Here is a 16,740-nt window from a genome sequence, read left to right on the forward strand (position 1 = left end):
CTCCTGCAAAACGGGGAAATGGTGCCGAACTAGTATAATCCAATCGCCCACCCCTCTTAACGGAGGGCTGTTTTCAACGGGCTGTTTTTCTTGCGTCTAGCAACTGGACATCCAGAAAAACCCCGTTGATGCTGCTACTATCGTTTTCGTTTGCAGAGAAAGGAAATGCCGATTCCCGTGGCAAGCGAGCAACAGGACAGCGTTATTAAGAACACTGGTCTTATGACCGCCGGAACGATGCTTTCACGCATCTCGGGGTTACTACGTACGTGGGCAATGGCATTTGCACTTGGCAATACGGTGCTCACCAGCGCCTATCAGGTTGCTAATAACCTGCCTAATGTACTCTACGACCTGGTTGCGGGTGGATTTTTGGCCACCGCATTTCTTCCTGTCCTCTTGCTGCAGAAAGCGCGATATGGCTGGCGTGGACAAAACCGCTATACCTCGAATATCCTCAACATTACCCTGATTTTACTCGGGGCACTTTCCTTGATTTCCTGTATTTTTGCTGATCAGGTGGTATCTACCCAAACTTTTACCGTCGGCGATTCCGCTGAAGTTCACCAGCAAACAGTTATTTTCTTTCGTATCTTTGCTTTTCAGATACTCTTTTATGGCCTCGGTGGTGTTATCACGGGCGTATTAAATGCAGGGCGGTCGTTCTTTTTAACGTCGATCGCCCCTGCTCTTAACAATATTGTTGTTATTCTTTCATTCGCCGTCTATGTGCCATTGTCAACCGTATATCCTGATGCAGCCATTATTCTGATTGCTGTCGGCACAACGGCAGGTGTGGCAGTACAATTTGGTATTCAGATTCCCGCTCTTATTAAGTCGGGATATCGGTGGCAACCCTACATTGATCTGCGCGATCCTTCGATTGTAGAAACTATTAAAATTGCCCTCCCTTCACTTATCTACATCGTCGCAAATCTCGTCGCCTATACCTTCCGCAATGCATTCAGCCTAGTAGCAGCCGATAACGGCCCTTCGGCACTCGCCTATGCATGGATGTGGTATCAGTTACCCTATGGCGTTGTGGCGGTTTCGTTATCGAGCACTATGTTCACTGAAATGAGCGAAGCAGCAGCGCAAGGCAAGATGACAGCCTTCGCACAACATGTCGTGCGGGGTCTTTCAGGTACCGCCTTTATGATAGTACCCCTCACTGGTCTTTTATTTGTACTCGCAACGCCCATCTTCCATCTATTCCATGCGGGTGCCTTCACCCTAGATGATGTCGAGCAGATCAGTAGCTTATTCCGCCTGTGGGTACTCAGCTTGCCGATGTACGCTATCGGTATGTACATGTACAAAGCCTTTGCGTCAATTCGCCGACTCATGAGCTTTGCAATTGCCAATTGCGCGCTCGTTGTTGTGCAACTGGCACTCTATGCTGTGTTGTGTGATCCGAACGTCTTGGGACTTTACGGCATTCCCGCTGCTGATATGGTCTACTACGTAGCGCGAGCAGCTATTTCTTTAGTTCTGCTCAAGCATTACGTACCTGAGGTGCGCTACAGTCCCTTCTGGACAACGACAATACGCGTAATCGGAGCCAGTATTATTGGATCGGGCATTGCGTTTATAGGCCTTATGTTTACCGACAGCTTTGGTGTTGGAGGTAGTGGCGCTACAGGCATTGGCTATGCCCTATTCCAGCTCTGCTTCAACGGTGGAATTGGAATTGTTATCACTTTTGCCCTCACCCGACTCTTTCGCGTTCGTGAATTTGAGGCACTTTCTCGTTTGCTCAGCCGTGTAAAAAACCGCCGCTCCTAGAAGCGAAATAGGCAACTACACCCATAAGACTATTGATATCGCGCAGAGTAACAAGAGTAGCAGTTTTTCAACAAGGCCTTTTACTGCATACCATCCTGCTTATAAACACAAATCAACCAGAGGGGCTTTAAGCAGCGCAGCAAGAGATTCCGCATTAACGATAATCTGTTCGCCCCGTTCTCCAGCACTTAAATAAATAGAATCGAATAGTATCGCTGTCTCATCAATAAACGTTGGAAACTGCTTCTTCATGGCAAGTGGACTACATCCGCCACGAACATACCCCGTCACATCCCTCAGCTCTCGTAATGGCAACAACTCGACGCGCTTATCACCCGCCGCACGAGCTACTTTTTTCAGATCGAGTTCACAGGCAGTAGGAATACAGCATACAAGGTATCCTGTGTGCTCTCCAACAAGAACTAAGGTCTTAAAGAGACGTGCTGGATCCTGCTTGAGTTGACTAGCCACGTGCATGCCAGACAGATCGTTTTCATCGACCACATATGATGCGGTTTCGTAGGCAATCCCCGCCGCTTCAAGCTGACGCATGGCGTTTGTCTTGTGTATCTTTTCCCGTTTCATACAAGCAGTGTAGCGCGAAAGCGCTTGCCGCGAAATCCCTCCCACTCAAGACGTGGTGCTCTGTAGACGCAGAGCTATCGCGAAGTATGTACCATGTACCGCTGAATCGCTTTCACCGAGAAGCCTATCGATAGGTGTTTCCGGTTAGTGTTCGTTATAACAGGTTTGCGCAATGTAATCAGTTACGTCTGCATTAGTTGACGGACAGCAAGGCGCCCGTTACACTAGTCAACCGCGCCATGCAACGCTGTAGCGGCGCATCTTCTTACAGCTTGGGCCATCGTCCAATGGCAGGACTCTGGTTTTTGGTACCAGCTATGTAGGTTCGAATCCTGCTGGCCCAGCCACTAAAGATACCTCTAGTTTTCCTTTATCCATAAAGGTCATAGGTGGAATGGGTGCAGCGGTTGCCACGAAATCCCTTCTGCCCGAAGCCTAAGATACATAGCACAGCAACACACACTTCTTGCTGGGTCTTCCTTGTCTGTAAAGGTCTCGGGTGGAAGGGTGCAGCGGCTATCGCGAAGCGCTTGCCGCGAAATCCCTTCCACCCGGTACCCAACCTTGTAGATGCATAGCGCAAAAGCCTATTACGCAAAACGCACTCCGAAGAGTGCGTTTCTTATGCGGATAGCTGCTTTATCGGCAGCTTATATGTCCCCTGCTGCTCTCATGTCACGCAAGACCGAGTAGCAACTGGAAACAATTAGAAAAGCTTTAAGCTTCCTGCGATTCGGTATAGTTGCGGGTTACACTCGAATCAATAGCGATCCCTGGACCCATTGTGGATACTACCGTAATCGACTTCACGTATTTACCCTTGGAGGAAGACGGCTTCATACGCAGAATCTCGTCATAGACAACGCCGTAGTTTTCGGCCAGTTGTTCAGCGGTAAAGCTTGCCTTACCAAGAACAACATGAGTAATACCGTAACGATCGGCGCGATATTCGACACGGCCACCCTTCAGTTCGGTGATTGCTTTGGCAACATCGTTTGTTACCGTACCGAGCTTAGGGTTAGGCATCAAGCCACGAGGGCCAAGCACCTTACCTAAACGACCAACCTTAGCCATCTGATCCGGAGTTGCAATAGCAGCATCAAAATCGATTTTGCCGCTCTGAATATCAGCAACCAAATCGTCAGAACCAACGATATCAGCACCAGCTTCACTGGCGGCGCGAGCTGCTTCACCTTCGGCAAATACCGCTACGCGAACCGTCTTGCCGCTACCATTCGGCAGGCTTACCGTACCGCGCAGCTGCTGATCGGCTTGGCGTGTATCAATACCAAGACGGAAATGGCCTTCAATGGTTTCATCAAACTTAGCAGTCGCAAGTTCCTTCACCAGCTGAAACGCCTCTAAGGGAGCATAGAGCTTTCCAGCTTCAACTTTTTCAGTAGCGGCCTTTTGTTTCTTTGTTAGTTGAGCCATGATACATTCCTTTCGTGGTGCTAACGGGTAAAACACCCTCCCAGCAAGTGCGTGACACTCGGTCACGCGGCGGGTTGATTAATACTCAATCTATTGCTTTTCAGCAAGCATCGCAGCAACCTTGCGCGACGCGGTATAGACCTTCTTTGGTGCACGACCTTCGATCGTAACGCCCATAGAACGTGCCGTGCCAGCAACAATCTCCATAGCAGCCTCAATGCTGTTGGCGTTGAGGTCGGGCATCTTAATTTCAGCAATCTCACGCAACTGAGCTTCGGTGAGTTCGCCTACCTTTTGCAGTTGCGGAATGCCCGAGCCACCCTTAATGCCGAGCTTTTCTTTAATAAGCACAGCAGCTGGCGGCGTCTTGCAAATAAACGTGAACGACTTGTCCTCGTATACAGTAATTTCTACCGGGATAATCGTGCCGGACTGATCCTGCGTTTGAGCATTAAATGCCTGGCAGAACTGCATAATGTTGACACCCTGAGCGCCCAAAGCCGGACCAACGGGAGGTGCAGGATTTGCCCCACCAGCCGGGATCTGTAGCTTTACAAAACCCGAAACCTTTTTATCAGCCATGGTAAAAGCTCCCTTTCAGCTGAAACCTTTTATTTCACTATCTATCAACAAGCCTTCACGCGAGAAGCCCCTGTCCACGAGGGCACATGAAAGCGTGTCTTTCATATATTCGCCCACCCTGGCAGGTGGGAAGCGCCTTTTGAGGTTAGAGGCGCGTTACCTGGTCGAAGGAAAGTTCTACTGGCGTTTCACGACCAAAGATAGAAACAAGTACCTTCACCTTATTTGCTTCAGGCGAAACCTCTGAGACCACACCATCGAAGTCCGCAAGAGGCCCTGAAACAACCTTAACGGTCTGACCTTCAGCAAGATCCGACGTAACAACCGCCTTGCGCGTATCAGCATGATCAGTGCGCTTCATGATCTTGTTATACTCTTCGCGCGTCAGCGGTGCAGGATTAGCCTGACTGCCCACAAAACCAGTTACGCCCGGAGTGTTGCGCACAGCAGCCCAACTGCGGTCGTCCAATTCCATACGCACGAGAACATAGCCAGGAAGTACCTTCTTGTCAGATTCAACCCGACGTCCGCCATCCTTGATCTCGGTGACAGTTTCCATGGGAATCTGAATATCGAAGACATTATTTTCGAGACCCATCGTTTCGATGCGACTCTCCAAATTCTTCTTCACCTTGTTCTCATAGCCGGAATAGGTGTGAAGCACATACCATTTTTTAGCCATAGTGCCTTACGCCCCCAAAGAAGAGAAAGCGAGCAGTACCGGAGTAACTACCCAGTTGTCTAGAACGAATACAAATACGCTAAAGAAAACGAGGGCAGCAACTACCACACCACTCCACCGCAGTACATCCTGACGAGTGGGCCAGGTTACCCGCTTCATTTCCGAGCGCACCTGAGCAATAAACCCAGATTTTTTCTCGGCCTTTCGTGCGGTCTTAGCAGACTTAGCTGCCTTGCCCGATTGAGAAGAAGCAGCAGGTTCAGAAGACTTTGCCTTCTTTGCGCGGTTGAACAGCCCCCCTTGAGAGGATTTCTCAACCGAGTTGACAGACGTCGAATCTTCGGCTGCCGTCATCTCAGCCGGCGCAGCGGCATTGCCGGCTTTTCGCTCGGCACGGCGCGCTGATGCCTTAGCACGTTGCGTCTTTGACTTCTTTGCCATCTTCATCCTTCTGACATCTCAAGGCAGATTAAAACAGGCGTCTCTAAACGCCAAACAAGCAGCTTTCTCAAGCTGCTCGTAACAAGCTGGCAGGCCAGGAGGGACTCGAACCCCCAACATGCGGTTTTGGAGACCGCCGCTCTACCAATTGGAGCTACTGGCCTATTATGCCGTTCCTCTTAACGAGTCTCCCTATGCAGGGTGTGATGTCCACACCATTTGCAATACTTCTTAAACTCGATACGATCGGGGTTGTTCTGCTTGTTCTTCTTGGTCGTGTAGTTACGGCGCTTGCATTCAGTGCAGGCCAGAGTGACCAATGTACGCATACTTAAGCTCCTTATAGCCAATAATCGTCGAACTTGAAATCGCACATATTCGTCAAGCAAAGGGATGGACGCCCAAAAGACGCCCATCCCCTCAAGCAATTACCCAGTGAAGGAGCTACTTGATGATTTCGGTTACGCGGCCGGAACCAACCGTACGACCACCCTCGCGGATGGCGAACTTGAGGCCTTCCTCCATGGCGACCGGGTGAATAAGTTCGCCCTTGATCTCCACGTTGTCGCCAGGCATAACCATCTCGGTGCCCTCGGGCAGATGAACCACACCAGTGATGTCGGTGGTGCGGAAGTAGAACTGCGGACGATAGCCGTCAAAGAACGGAGTATGGCGGCCGCCTTCTTCCTTGGTCAGAACGTAAATCTGACCCTTGAACTCAGTGTGCGGAGTAACGCTACCAGGCTTGCAAAGAACCTGACCGCGTACTACTTCTTCGCGCTTGATGCCACGCAACAGAGCGCCGATGTTGTCGCCAGCCTCAGCTTCGTCGAGCAGCTTACGGAACATCTCAACGCCGGTGCAGGTGGTCTTCTGCGTTTCGCGAATACCCAGAATCTCGAGTTCATCGCCTACATGCAGAACGCCGCGCTCGACACGACCCGTTACAACAGTACCACGACCAGGGATGGTCATAACATCCTCGATAGCCATCAGGAAGGGCTTTTCGGTGTCGCGGGTCGGAGTGGGGATCCACTCGTCAACGGCATCCATAAGCTCCCAGATCTTATCCTGCCATTCTTTTTCGCCCTCAAGAGCCTTCAGGGCAGAACCGCGGATGATCGGAGTTTCGTCTCCGGGGAAGTCATATGAGCTAAGCAGATCACGAACTTCCATTTCAACAAGCTCGAGGAGCTCTTCGTCGTCGACCATGTCGCACTTGTTCAGGAAGACAACGATGTAGGGCACGCCAACCTGACGAGCAAGCAGGATGTGCTCACGCGTCTGAGCCATAGGACCGTCGGTAGCAGCGATAACCAGAATAGCGCCGTCCATCTGAGCAGCACCGGTGATCATGTTCTTGACGTAATCGGCATGGCCGGGGCAGTCAACATGAGCATAGTGACGTTTGTCAGTTTCGTATTCGATATGAGCAATCGAAATGGTAATGCCGCGCTCGCGCTCTTCAGGAGCCTTATCGATATCCTCAAACGCGGTAAAGTCGGCATGAGCAGTGCCATGAGACCCGTCGTTGCTGGACAGGGTCTTGGAAATAGCGGCAGTCAGCGTTGTTTTGCCGTGGTCAACATGACCGATAGTGCCGATATTTACATGCGGCTTAGTACGCTCAAACTTTTCCTTAGCCATTGAAATCCTCCTTCAATGTGGGCGCCTCTCTGCGGCGCTGGGAATGCGGGTTAAAAGGCTTCCTCTTTATACAGGTAAAGGGAAACCGACATATCTCATGGTAGCGGTGACTGGATTCGAACCAGTGACGCCACGGGTATGAACCGTGTGCTCTAACCAACTGAGCTACACCGCCATGGGAATCAATGTGCTGAATGCTGATAGAATCCAACCAATGGCATGGTGACCCGATACCAACAGAATCCATCAAAAACAGCGAACAGATGATGGAGCCCGCGACCGGACTTGAACCGGTGACCTCTTCGTTACCAACGAAGTGCTCTACCGACTGAGCTACACGGGCAAAGATGGTGGGCGCGCTAGGATTCGAACCTAGGTAGGCAAAGCCAACGGGTTTACAGCCCGTCCCCATTAACCACTCGGGCACACGCCCATCTTTATTGCTTGACTTGTGCAATTTTCAAGCTGCGTGCTTAACTGACAAGGGTCTCTTGTCAGCAAGCATAGGAATAATACGCTACGACCGAAACGCTGTCAACGGGCGACACGCCCCCGGGCGTATCTTCATCGTTCCTTCGTTCATGCAGGTAGATAAAGAATAACCACGCAGCAAAGGAAGTTACTTCAACTGCGCTTCATAACGATCAAATTCATCAAGCACACTTTGCTCGGGAGTAGCGGTAACAAGCGACACCACTACAAGTGCCACCAGTGCCAAAACGAAGGCCGGAAGGAGCTCGTACACACCAAATACCCCACCGAGTGGCTTGATGAACGTATGCCAGATCAACACCGTGGCCGCACCCGTGATCATACCCGCAAGCGCACCCTGTTTAGTCGTGCGCTTCCAATACAAACTCGCCAGCATTAACGGACCAAAGGAAGCACCAAAACCAGCCCACGCATACGACACCACCTGGAAGATCGATGAATCCTGGTCGAGTGCAATCACAATACCAAACAGCAATACAACCACAAGCGTAATACGGGCAACGATCATCACTTGTGTGTCAGTAGCATCGCGACGAATAAGCCCACGATAGATATTTTCCGCGACGGCCGAACCCGATATCAGCAAATACGACGAAGATGATGACATCGATGCCGCAAAAATGCCCGATACCACTAACCCACAGATAAATGAGGGAAGAATCATCTGCGACAGAATAATAAAGATACTCTCGGCAGCCGATTGCGTCAGAAAAACACCTGGCAGTACCGCACGACCAACAAGCCCGATGCAAAGCGCGCACGCCATGGAAACCACGCACCATACCGTTGCAATGCGACGTGACATCTTAATATCGTCAGCACTTCGAGCACTCATAAACCGCACGAGCACCTGCGGCATGCCGAAATACCCTAAACCCCATACCAGTCCGGACACAATCGTAATGAGTCCGTAGTCCTTTGCATCGCCGAACTGCGGAATGGAATCAACTACCTGCTGTAAGCCATTTGTATCAAGTATGGGAGAGGCTGTTTGCGTCCCCGAAAGAAAACCGGGTATTTCTTTAAGAAAGGCCACCGTGTTTTCAACACCACCCGCCTGCACAACCGAGCCCACAAAAACAATGGCAAGTGCACATATCATGATAGTGCCCTGCACGAGGTCGGTTGTGGAAACAGAAAGGTACCCCCCAACGAAAGTATACAAGAACACAATAAGCGCACCGAGCACCATCATCGTGGCGTAGTCAAGACCGAATAGCGTGGTGAACAGCTTGCCAACTGCCACAAAACAGCTGCCGACATAAATGCTGAAGAATACGATAATGATCAGCGCCGCAATGGTCATCAGAGTGTTCTTGTGATCGTGAAAACGGTTTGAAAAGAAGTTCGGCAGCGTAATTGCGTTACCCGCAACTTCTGAATACACTCGCAGTCGTCGGGCAACAAGTAGCCAGTTCAGATAGGTGCCAATCGCCAGCCCAATAACCGTCCAGAGGACCTCTGATGCGCCCGTAAAATACGCCACGCCCGGTATACCCATGAGCAGCCACCCAGACATGTCGCTTGCTTCAGCCGATAAAGCTGTTACCCAAGGCCCCAAAGAACGACCACCGAGAAAATATGCCTCGGTAGATTTATTGGCACGTTTCGCGTATACGAAACCAATGATCACCACTGCAATAAAGTAGATGAGCATTGCGAACAATACCCAAAAGTCGCTCTTAACCATGGGAACCACTTTCCGAAAAGGTTTGCAATGGCATCGGATTATACCGTTATTCGTACCAATACTGCGAGCAAAGAGCTTTAGAATATGCAAGAAGTTCTTCATTGAAAGGAAGCGGTATGCCCTATACCGATATGACTGATGTAGCACTACAAAACGCGCTTGTAACACAGCAAAGCCGTCTTCAAGCCTTTACTCAACGCGAGCTTTCGTTGAATATGGCGCGTGGTAAACCGTCATCTGCGCAGCTTGATCTGTCCTTAGCACTGCTTGATACGCTTTCCTCCACGTCTGATTACTATGCCGAAGATGGCACCGATTGCCGCAATTATGGCGTACTCTACGGATTGCCCGAAGCACGTCGTCTTATGGCAACACTGCTTGACGACGACCCTGAGCATGTCCTTGTCGGTGGTAATTCAAGCCTGAGTATCATGTACGACCTGTTAGCTGAATTCTGGCTGTTTGGCACTTTGGGTAGCGCACCCTGGAACACCCTCCCAAAAGTAAAATGGCTCTGCCCCGTTCCTGGTTACGATAGACACTTTGCCATCACCGAATCGTTTGGCATGGAAATGATTCCCGTACCATTGAGTGATGACGGCCCCGACATGGATCTTGTTGAGACACTTGTTTCCGATGATGACACCATTAAAGGCATCTGGTGTGTGCCCACCTATTCCAACCCCTCAGGCATAACCTATTCCGATGACACCGTGCGCCGATTAGCCGCCATGAAATGCGCTGCGGAAGATTTTCGCATTCTGTGGGACAACGCCTACTGCGTTCACCATTTGTTTGATGAAACGGATACACAAGAACACGTCCTTGATATTGCACGAACTTGCCTGCAAGCAGGTAACCCCCATCGCGCCTGCAAATTTGCCTCTACCAGCAAGATAACGTTTCCTGGTGCAGGCATCGCAGCTATGGCAGCAAGCGAGCAAGTTTTGGCTGAGGTGGCATCCCATATGGGCGTGCGTACGATCGGCTACGACAAGCTCAATCAGCTTCGTCATGTGCGTTTTTTGCAAGATGCGCACGGTATTGCCACCCATATGAGCAAGCACGCCGCCCTTATTCGACCTAAGTTTGAACTTGTGTGGTCGATGCTTGAAAACGGCCTGAAAGACACCGATTGCACGTGGACCAAGCCACGCGGGGGCTACTTTATTTTGTTTCAGGGGCCACAGGGTACCGCACACCGTATCGTAGAACTGGCAGCAAGCGCTGGCGTGAAGCTAACGGCGGCCGGTGCCCCCTTCCCCTTAGGTATCGATCCAAATGATGCGTTTATACGCCTTGCTCCTACCCTACCAACTGAAGATGAACTGAAGAGCGCTCTTGAAGTTTTTATCTGCTGTGCGCAGATTGCCTGTATCGAAGCAGAACTCGCGCAACGCGCATAGCATCGAATAAATCGACACTAAGCCTGAGCAGCCCCTAGCGCACATCAGTGGTTGTGTCCACTCCACAGCCTGAACCGCTCCTGAGCCCTTCTATTCTTGTGCTCAGTTACGTTCCTAAGCTCAACACTCTATAGTTCGAAGGACCTATGGTTCGTGTAATTTGTGCTTACCTATTGCTCGAAACGATACGAATGCCTCCGTTCTCCCAAAAGGCAGTACGGAGGCATTCTTTACTATCCAGAAAAGCTGTTTCCACAGTACAAACAGCAGACACTTTACGATACGGCTTGCTACGATAAACCCTTCAAGCCGTGTACATCATCTACGATTCAGCGTAGAGATCCTTCATCCTTTCAAGATGGCGCCAGCGTTCCATTGCAGCCTGTTCATTGCGTTCGAATAGCTCTTCGGCTCTCTCGGGGAACTCACGAGTAAGACGACTATAGCGCGCTTCATTCATCAAGAATTCGCGATACCCACCTTCTGGCGCTTTCGAATCGAGCGTGAACTTTTTACCAGCTGGTGCTGATGGATTGAAACGGAACAAGTTCCAATAGCCGCAATCGACAGCGTGCTTCATTTCCACATGGCAGTTCTTCATGCCACCCTTAATTGAATGCATCTCGCACGGCGAATAGCCCACAATCAGCGACGGACCAGGGTATGCCTCAGCTTCAAGAATGGCTTTGATGGTCTGTGCTGGCTTGGCACCCATAGCCACCTGAGCAACATAGACATAGCCGTAATCAATAGCCAGTTCAGCCAAGCTCTTCTTTTTAATATCTTTGCCTGCTGCAGCAAACTGAGCAACCTGACCGATGTTTGACGCCTTTGATGCCTGACCGCCCGTGTTGGAATACACCTCGGTATCAAACACGAAGACGTTGACGTCCTCGCCTGATGCGAGCACATGGTCTAAGCCGCCGTAGCCGATATCGTATGCCCAGCCGTCGCCACCAAAGACCCACACGCTCTTCTTGGTGAGAAATTCTCGATGCTCAAGCGTTTGACGCGCAAGCTGACCGAGGTTGCTATCAGCATTCTGAACCATTTCAAGTTCGGCAATATAGGCTGCCGCTGCTGTTTTTGATTCATCCGCAGAATCGCGTGCTTCCAACCAGGCCTGTGCGGTTTGCGCGAGTGCTTCAGATGCATCAGGTGCCAAGACGATTGCTTCAGCGCGAGCGGCTTGTTCGCGACGCACCGCTTCGTGGCCCATAAGCATGCCGTAGCCAAACTCGGCGTTGTCTTCGAACAGCGAATTTGACCAGGCTGGCCCATGACCGTTGGCATCGGTTGTATACGGAGAAGTGGCTGCTGGATTACCCCAAATAGACGAGCAGCCGGTTGCGTTAGCGATATACATACGGTCGCCAAAGAGCTGCGTGACCAGACGAGCATATCCCGTTTCCGCGCAGCCTGCACAGGCACCCGAGAATTCAAGAAGCGGCTTCTTAAACTGGCTGTCTTTAACTGACGTTCCTTCTATTTCTGGTTTAGCGGCAACCTTATCGACGCAGTAATCAAATACTGCCTGCTCAGCCAGCTCTTCTTCAACAGGTACCATCGACAACGCATCGGTGGGACATTGCGTTACGCACACTTCGCATCCCATGCAGTCAAGCGGCGAAACGGCAAGCACATAGGTGAGCCCCGCTGCCTTCTTTCCCTTTGCGGGAATGCCCTTAGTGTGAGTGGGTGCACCCGTCAGTTCGGCTTCGGTTAGGGCAAAGGGTCGTATTGTTGCATGCGGGCAGACGAATGAGCAGTTGTTGCACTGAATGCAGGTGTCAGCATCCCATCGGGGAACCGAAACGGCTACCCCGCGCTTCTCGTACGCAGCCGCGCCGAGCGCATACTGTCCATCAGCATGATTGGCAAACGCGGATACCGGAAGTGAATCGCCTTCCATACGACCAACCGGTTGCATGATTCCTTCGACCATTCTAACAAGCTGCGGATTGCCCGCGAGTTGTGGCTTTTCGGCCATATCAGATGCGTCAGCCCATGCCGCGGGCACATCAAGGTGTTGGTAGGCAGTTGCTCCGGCATCAATTGCCCGATGGTTCATATCGACAACGTCTTGGCCCTTTTTCAGGTATGAACGCGTGGCAGCATCTTTCATGTAGCGAATAGCATCTTCTTGCGGCAGCACTCCTGCGAGTGAGAAGAATGCTGACTGCAGAATAGTGTTTGTGCGCTTACCCATACCGATCTCACGCGCTAAATCGATGGCGTTGATCGTATAGAGCTGCACATTATTGCGCGCAATATAGCGCTTTGCTTTTGCACTCAAGTGTTCCGCAAGCTCTTCGGGAGTCCACTGACAGTTAACCAGGAAAATACCGCCCGGCTTGACGTCGTAGACCATCGGAAAGTCTTTGATTACATAGCTGGGATTATGGCACGCGACAAAGTCAGCCTTATTAATGTAATACGGACTACGAATCGGTGAAGCGCCAAAACGCAGATGACTGATTGTCGTACCGCCTGTTTTCTTCGAATCATATTGGAAATAAGCCTGCACATACTTGTCAGTATGATCGCCAATAATTTTGATTGAGTTCTTGTTCGCGCCAACAGTTCCGTCGCCGCCCAGTCCCCAGAATTTGCATTCGATCGTACCGGGAGCTGCCGTACTGGGGCAGTCAGCATCTTCAGGCAACGACAAGTGCGTCACATCATCGACGATACCCACCGTAAATTCCGGCTGCGGCTTGTCTTTTTCAAGCTCACGGAAAATCGCAAAGGCCGATGCAGGGGGTGTGTCCTTCGACCCCAAGCCATAGCGTCCGCCCACCACAATCTTATCGGTTACACCTTCGCGCATAAGGGCATTAACAACATCGAGATACAGCGGTTCGCCCACCGAACCCGGCTCTTTTGTGCGATCCATGACGGCAATTTTTTTGACTGTTGCGGGCAGAGCCTCCACAAACTTCGCTGACACAAAGGGGCGATAGAGCCGCACCTTAACAAGCCCAACTTTTTCGCCTTGAGCGCACAGGTAATCAATAACCTCTTCGATAACATCGCAGAACGAACCCATCGCCACAATGACACGATCAGCATCAGGCGCACCATAATAGTTGAACAGCCCATAATTGGTACCCAGTCGGTCGTTAACCTTTTGCATGTATTCTTCGACAACCGCTGGCAGTGCATCGTAGACACCATTGCAAGCTTCACGATTTTGGAAGAAGATATCGCCATTTTGATGGCTGCCACGCATCGAAGGATGCTCAGGATTGAGGGCATGATCGCGAAAAGCACGAACCGCTTCCATATCGCACATTGCTGCCAAATCATCGTAATCCCATACGGCAACCTTTTGCACTTCGTGCGATGTGCGAAAGCCGTCAAAGAAATTCAAAAACGGAATACGGCCCTTGATGGCGGCGAGATGCGCAACGGCCGATAGGTCCATTACTTCTTGCACGTTGCCTTCGGCCAACATTGCAAAACCCGTTTGACGACACGCCATAACATCGGAATGATCGCCAAAAATGTTCAGCGCATGGGTAGCCACCGTACGGGCACTCACATGGAAAACACTTGGCAGCTGCTCGGCGGCAATCTTATACATATTGGGAATCATGAGCAGCAGACCCTGAGAAGCAGTATATGTCGTCGTAAGAGCACCGGCGGAAAGTGATCCATGTACGGTGCCAGCAGCGCCACCTTCCGACTGCATTTCACAAACACGTACCGTAGTGCCAAAGATATTCTTTTTACCTTGAGCGGACCATATATCGACATAGTCAGCCATGGGACTCGATGGGGTAATCGGGTAAATACCCGCCACCTCGGTGAATGCGTAGGAGACATACGCTGCCGCGTTGTTGCCATCCATCGACTTAAATTCTCGTGCCATTACCCTCTCCTTCAGAAAGACGCCCTACTCTGCCACCTACAGACAGGAATAGCGCCCATGCCTCTCTCTCGTATCTCAAATCCTATCACGCAGGCAGCCGACACGCGCCGAGCGATATACCACGGCGCTCGCCATCGGTGAATGGGGTATTTCTTGAAATATCGGTGAAGGAGTCGGCACGATCCATACGTACTAAGCTTGCAGATGAGCCAGCGGCACACCTGCAAGCCATACCGTTAAGCAACCTGGTCTACAGGCCAAGCTTTTCGACGACATCGTCGAATACGACCTGCTGATCGCGGTCGCCATCGATTTGCACGAGCAGGTCGCTGCCTCGATAGTAATCGATAAGCGGTGCCGTAGACTTCTCATATACCTCAAGACGATTACGAACTGTCGCTTCGTTGTCATCAGCGCGCTGATACATGTCGCCACCGCACACCGGACACTGTGCACCGTCGGCAGTTGATCCAATATGCCCACACGACGAACAGGTACGACGAGAGGTCAGGCGACCCACGATTACCTCAGAGTCAACGTCAATAAGCAAAGCGGCATCAAGAGGACGAGAAAGTGAAGCGAGCATGCCGTCGAGAGCAACCGCTTGAGTTGTGGTACGAGGAAACCCGTCTAAGATGACACCAGCAGTAGTATCAGGCTGCTGAATTCGTTCCTTCATGAGGTCAATAATCAAATCGTCGGGAACCAAATCGCCCGCATCCATATAGGTTTTTGCCTTGACGCCAAGTGGCGTCTGATCGCGCACGGCTGCACGGAGAATATCACCCGTTGAAATATGGCAGAGGCCGAATTTCTCCACGAGCTTTGCTGCCTGTGTGCCCTTACCTGCACCCGGAGCACCCAACAGAACGATGTTCATAATCGATTCCTTTCATTACTGCGCAACGGTTCGGATTTTACCAAAGCAGCGCGCCCGCAGATTCGAGGAGCGGTGAACGTCACGCCACCGTCATCGAAGGGGTATCTCACACCGCTGGTGTTTGCACCCCGCAAATAACTGTTTCGTTGTCAAAGCAACATGACCAATGTGAAAAACGCGCTACTATCATCAATGAGAAATAAATACGACAGGCAGGTGATTTATCTATGGCTCAGAAAATAGGAACGGTATTTTCCATTGCACAAGACAACCCACCCGTGCCCGGATGCACGGTATCTTCCATTGTTTATGCAGCTGAAGCGGGGTCGGTGCTGTACTTTTCGCTTGCCCCGCAGACCGATATCAGTGCAGAAACCTATGGCTACCATAAGCTGATCCATGTTGAATCAGGAGCGCTGAGCGTTTTTACCCACGCGGGAGAGCACTGGGATGTGTCTGAGGGCCAAGTTATCCTCACACCGACAGACATTCCGGTTGGCATGCGATCAACCGAAGGATGCGTGTATACAGAAATCGAAATACGAAAGGAAACCGCGATGAACGACGTATTGAAACCAGGCGAAGTGCTCAAGCTTGCTGATCTCCTCCCCTATCAGGAAGGCAAGATCGTCAACATGGACTTGGCACATAACGACACCATGAAATTTGTTCTCATGAGTTTCGATGCCGGGTGCGGGCTCTCTGAACATTCTGCCCCTGGAGAAGCCTTGATTTTCGCTCTTGATGGCGAAGGCATCATCGGTTACGAAGGTCAAGAGCATGTTATCAAGGCAGGCGAGAACTTCAAGTTTGCGAAAAATGGCAAGCACTATGTAAAGGCAGAAAAGCCGTTCAAGATGGGCCTGTTGTTGTTGCTTTCAGAATAAGTAAGGGAAAGCAGTCAGAGCAGAGAAGCAGGGCAAAGAACAAAAGCATGTCTGATAGAGGGGCGCATGACGCAAGTCGGTGCCCCTTTTTATGTCCAAAGGCTACACGCTTACTTAATAGAGAAGTCGCTCTCGAAACTATCGCGTATTCATTTGGCGCAAATAGGGTGTGAGACCTCTTGGTATAGCGGCTACTGAAGGCAAAGGTAGACAGCAGACGAACGGCCAGTAGATCATAACGTTAAATAAGAAGGCTGGCTTCGGGTACTTCCAAAGCCAGCCTTTTGTGTTAAGCCCATTTCGCTTCGTCAGTCGCTCTAACGAAGTAACCACTATCTCTTAAAAGCAATAAACA

At 50.9% G+C, this 16,740-nt stretch carries 13 protein-coding genes and 5 tRNA genes; 4 read left to right on the forward strand and 14 right to left on the reverse strand.

Annotation, left to right across the window (positions count from 1 at the left end):
• Positions 1 to 165 precede the first annotated feature (165 nt).
• Complete coding sequence (gene murJ / locus CCUR_RS04750; RefSeq protein ID WP_143711816.1) at positions 166 to 1,785, forward strand: murein biosynthesis integral membrane protein MurJ; 1,620 nt, start codon at positions 166 to 168, stop codon at positions 1,783 to 1,785.
• A gap of 99 nt (positions 1,786 to 1,884) precedes the next feature.
• Here the strand turns inward: murJ and ybaK are convergent, their stop codons facing one another.
• Positions 1,885 to 2,337, reverse strand: a complete 453-nt coding sequence (gene ybaK, locus CCUR_RS04755; RefSeq protein WP_245526088.1) for a Cys-tRNA(Pro) deacylase — start codon at positions 2,335 to 2,337, stop codon at positions 1,885 to 1,887.
• 306 nt (positions 2,338 to 2,643) lie between these two features.
• Here ybaK and CCUR_RS04760 point away from each other — a divergent pair.
• Positions 2,644 to 2,717 (forward strand) — tRNA-Gln (locus tag CCUR_RS04760).
• Positions 2,718 to 3,087: 370 nt separating this feature from the next.
• Here the strand turns inward: CCUR_RS04760 and rplA are convergent.
• The 11 genes from rplA to putP all read right to left on the reverse strand — a co-directional run bounded on the left by rplA (position 3,088) and on the right by putP (position 9,338).
• Complete coding sequence (gene rplA / locus CCUR_RS04765) at positions 3,088 to 3,804, reverse strand: 50S ribosomal protein L1 (protein WP_012803346.1); 717 nt, start codon at positions 3,802 to 3,804, stop codon at positions 3,088 to 3,090.
• 90 nt (positions 3,805 to 3,894) lie between these two features.
• The gene (gene rplK, locus CCUR_RS04770) at positions 3,895 to 4,386 is read right to left on the reverse strand and encodes a 50S ribosomal protein L11 (protein WP_012803347.1); all 492 of its coding nucleotides are present in this window, start codon (positions 4,384 to 4,386) and stop codon (positions 3,895 to 3,897) included.
• A gap of 145 nt (positions 4,387 to 4,531) precedes the next feature.
• Positions 4,532 to 5,068: a transcription termination/antitermination protein NusG gene (gene nusG / locus CCUR_RS04775; protein ID WP_012803348.1), complete on the reverse strand. Its 537-nt coding sequence runs from the start codon at positions 5,066 to 5,068 to the stop codon at positions 4,532 to 4,534.
• A 6-nt stretch (positions 5,069 to 5,074) separates the two neighbouring features.
• A complete protein-coding gene (secE, locus tag CCUR_RS04780; protein WP_012803349.1) occupies positions 5,075 to 5,509 on the reverse strand; it encodes a preprotein translocase subunit SecE in 435 nt (144 codons plus the stop codon).
• Positions 5,510 to 5,596: 87 nt separating this feature from the next.
• Positions 5,597 to 5,673, reverse strand: a tRNA-Trp gene (locus tag CCUR_RS04785).
• 15 nt (positions 5,674 to 5,688) lie between these two features.
• Entirely contained in the window at positions 5,689 to 5,838 is a 150-nt protein-coding gene (gene rpmG / locus CCUR_RS07420) for a 50S ribosomal protein L33 (protein WP_012803350.1), read from the reverse strand.
• 115 nt (positions 5,839 to 5,953) lie between these two features.
• Positions 5,954 to 7,156, reverse strand: a complete 1,203-nt coding sequence (gene tuf, locus CCUR_RS04795) for an elongation factor Tu (protein ID WP_012803351.1) — start codon at positions 7,154 to 7,156, stop codon at positions 5,954 to 5,956.
• Between the two features lie 98 nt (positions 7,157 to 7,254).
• Positions 7,255 to 7,331 (reverse strand) — tRNA-Met (locus CCUR_RS04800).
• A 92-nt stretch (positions 7,332 to 7,423) separates the two neighbouring features.
• Positions 7,424 to 7,499, reverse strand: a tRNA-Thr gene (locus CCUR_RS04805).
• 5 nt (positions 7,500 to 7,504) lie between these two features.
• Positions 7,505 to 7,589, reverse strand: a tRNA-Tyr gene (locus CCUR_RS04810).
• A gap of 186 nt (positions 7,590 to 7,775) precedes the next feature.
• On the reverse strand, positions 7,776 to 9,338 hold the full coding sequence (gene putP, locus CCUR_RS04815) for a sodium/proline symporter PutP (RefSeq protein WP_012803352.1): 1,563 nt from the start codon (positions 9,336 to 9,338) through the stop codon (positions 7,776 to 7,778).
• 116 nt (positions 9,339 to 9,454) lie between these two features.
• Between putP and CCUR_RS04820 the strand changes: the two genes are divergently transcribed.
• On the forward strand, positions 9,455 to 10,744 hold the full coding sequence (locus CCUR_RS04820) for an aspartate aminotransferase type Ic (RefSeq protein WP_012803353.1): 1,290 nt from the start codon (positions 9,455 to 9,457) through the stop codon (positions 10,742 to 10,744).
• Positions 10,745 to 11,066: 322 nt separating this feature from the next.
• Here CCUR_RS04820 and nifJ read toward each other — a convergent pair whose 3' ends face one another.
• Together nifJ and CCUR_RS04830 are read right to left on the reverse strand one after the other, a co-directional pair.
• The gene (nifJ, locus tag CCUR_RS04825) at positions 11,067 to 14,618 is read right to left on the reverse strand and encodes a pyruvate:ferredoxin (flavodoxin) oxidoreductase (RefSeq protein WP_012803354.1); all 3,552 of its coding nucleotides are present in this window, start codon (positions 14,616 to 14,618) and stop codon (positions 11,067 to 11,069) included.
• Positions 14,619 to 14,868: 250 nt separating this feature from the next.
• Positions 14,869 to 15,498, reverse strand: a complete 630-nt coding sequence (locus CCUR_RS04830) for an adenylate kinase (RefSeq protein WP_012803355.1) — start codon at positions 15,496 to 15,498, stop codon at positions 14,869 to 14,871.
• A 227-nt stretch (positions 15,499 to 15,725) separates the two neighbouring features.
• Here CCUR_RS04830 and CCUR_RS04835 point away from each other — a divergent pair, with 227 nt between their 5' ends.
• Positions 15,726 to 16,385 carry a cupin domain-containing protein gene (locus CCUR_RS04835; protein ID WP_012803356.1) on the forward strand — a complete coding sequence of 220 codons (660 nt, stop codon included), beginning with the start codon at positions 15,726 to 15,728 and terminating at the stop codon, positions 16,383 to 16,385.
• The last annotated feature ends 355 nt before the right edge of the window (positions 16,386 to 16,740 follow it).

The organism is Cryptobacterium curtum DSM 15641, from assembly GCF_000023845.1.
Lineage (GTDB): Bacteria > Actinomycetota > Coriobacteriia > Coriobacteriales > Eggerthellaceae > Cryptobacterium > Cryptobacterium curtum.